The sequence below is a fragment of the Nocardia neocaledoniensis genome (genome assembly GCF_029868625.1).
Taxonomy (GTDB): Bacteria; Actinomycetota; Actinomycetes; order Mycobacteriales; family Mycobacteriaceae; genus Nocardia; species Nocardia neocaledoniensis_A.
This window is the reverse complement of record NZ_JARWOJ010000424.1, coordinates 1-2,072: the sequence shown is the minus strand read 5'-3', so window position 1 is coordinate 2,072 and position 2,072 is coordinate 1. Positions and strand designations below refer to the sequence as shown.

Genomic DNA, 2,072 nt, shown 5'->3' with positions numbered 1-2,072 from the left:
CCACTGGCCACCCTGCTCGGCGACGCGGGCGCACCCGACGACCTCATCCCCCATCTGGTCACCCGCTACCGCCAGCTCTACCCCGCCGTCGTGGGGGGGCGGCCCCCCCCCCCCCGCCGCGCCCCCCCCGCGCGGGCGGGGCCGCCCCCCCCCCCCCCCCCCCCCGCCCCTCCCCCCCCCCCCCCCCCCCGCGCCCCCCCCCCCCCCCGGGCCGGCCCACCGGTAAACCCCGGGCCCCGGGGGGGCCCCCCCCCCGCGGCCGGCCGGCGGGGCCCCCCACCCCGCCGGCGCGCCCCGGGCCCCCCCCCCCCCGGGGACCAAGGGGCCGCGACACGAGCGCGCCAGCGCTCCAACTATTCAGAAGCTGTGCTCGGGACCGGGGAAGGTGCCCCGGCGGACCTCGTCGGCGTAGGCAGCGGCGGCCGAGCGCAGTTCGTCACCGACATTGCCGAAGCGCTTGACGAACTTGGCGGTCTTGCCGCTGGTGTAGCCCGCCATGTCCTGCCAGACCAGCACCTGGGCGTCGCAGTCGGCGCCCGCGCCGATGCCGACGGTCGGGATGGTGAGTTTGTTGGTCACCTGGCCCGCCAGTTCGGCCGGGACCATCTCCATGACGACGGAGAACGCGCCGGCCTCCTGTACGGCGAGCGCGTCGGCGATGAGCTGCTCGGCGCCGTCGCCACGACCCTGCACCCGGAACCCGCCCAGGGTGTTGACGCTCTGCGGGGTGAACCCGATGTGCGCCATCACCGGAATGCCCGCCGCGGTGATCAGCGCGATCTGCTCGGCGACGCGTTCGCCGCCCTCGAGCTTCACCGCGTGCGCGCCGCCCTCCTTCATGAACCGGGTGGCGGTGGCCAGCGCCTGCTGCGGCGAGGACTCGTAGGTGCCGAAGGGCAGATCGGCGACGACGAGCGCGTGCGGCGCGCCACGAACGACGCCGCGTACCAGCGGGATGAGTTCGTCGATGGTGATCGGCACGGTGGTGTCGTAGCCGTACACCACGTTGGCGGCGGAATCGCCGACCAGCAGGACCGGAATGCCCGCCTCCTCGAACAAACGCGCGGAGGAGTAGTCGTAGGCCGTCAGCATCGACCAGCGCTCGCCCTCGGCCTTCATCTGCTGCAGATGCTGGACGCGGGTCTTGCGGCGGGGCTTGGCTTCGGCGGGAGCGGCACCGTAGGCAGGGGCCTGCTCAGCGGATTCGGACATCATCGTCCCTCTTTCGTCTGGTTCCTCGAGGCCCGAATCGGGTCCCCGGGTTTTTCTGACGAATCCAGTGTGCCACCTCGGGCCGAGCAGGTTTAAGGGCCGCACCCGGTGTGATCGGTCACAGCGCCGGTTCGGCTACCGTGAACTCAGCCCAGTCGAGCGGATCGGGCGCATCGTGTTGTGCGCCGTGCGGCGCGGAAAGGTGGGCCCACTGTGCAGCGAGGCCGGCTCGTCGTGCTCTTCGGCGCCCTGTGCGCGCTGACCGTGTCCGGGTGCGCGGTCACCGACGACAGCGCCTCGCGCGCGGAGCTGCCGCCACCGCCCGCCGGGCTGGAGAAGTTCTACGAGCAACCCCTCGACTGGGGTTCGTGCGAGGGATTCGGTGGCCCCGAGGACCGGCTGCCGCCCCGGACCGAATGCGCCAGGATCACGGTGCCGATCGATTACGCGCAGCCGGACGGCCCGACCGCCCAGATCGCGGTCTCGCGCATCCCGGCGACCGGCAAGAAGATCGGCTCGCTGCTGCTGAACCCCGGCGGACCTGGCGTCTCCGGGCTCTCGACGGTCGCCGTCGGCAACCGCACCGCGCTGGCCGAGAAGTTCGACCGGGTCGGTTTCGATCCGCGCGGCGTGGGTTCGTCCCTGCCCGCGATCGTCTGCCTGACGCCCGAGCAGTCCGACGCCGAACGCGCCGAACCGCCGATCGACAACACCCCCGACGGCATCGCCGCCGCCGAGGCCGACAACCGCGAATACGCCGACCGCAGCCCCCACCGCAGCGGGGCCGACCACCACACCCACGTCGGCACCAGGGAGGTCGTCCACGACATGGACCAGCAGCGCGCGGTGCAACGCGCCCC

1 protein-coding gene and 1 pseudogene are annotated in these 2,072 nt (G+C 73.3%); one reads left to right on the top strand and one right to left on the bottom strand.

Annotated elements, in window-relative coordinates; all coding sequences use genetic code 11:
• Positions 1-357: 357 nt before the first annotated feature.
• Entirely contained in the window at positions 358-1,212 is an 855-nt protein-coding gene (gene panB, locus QH270_RS33435; protein ID WP_280348720.1) for a 3-methyl-2-oxobutanoate hydroxymethyltransferase, read from the bottom strand.
• Between the two features lie 213 nt (positions 1,213-1,425).
• On the opposite strand from panB, the pseudogene QH270_RS33430 reads away from it, so the two are divergent.
• Positions 1,426-2,072, top strand: a pseudogene (locus QH270_RS33430) (alpha/beta fold hydrolase); the annotation flags it as partial.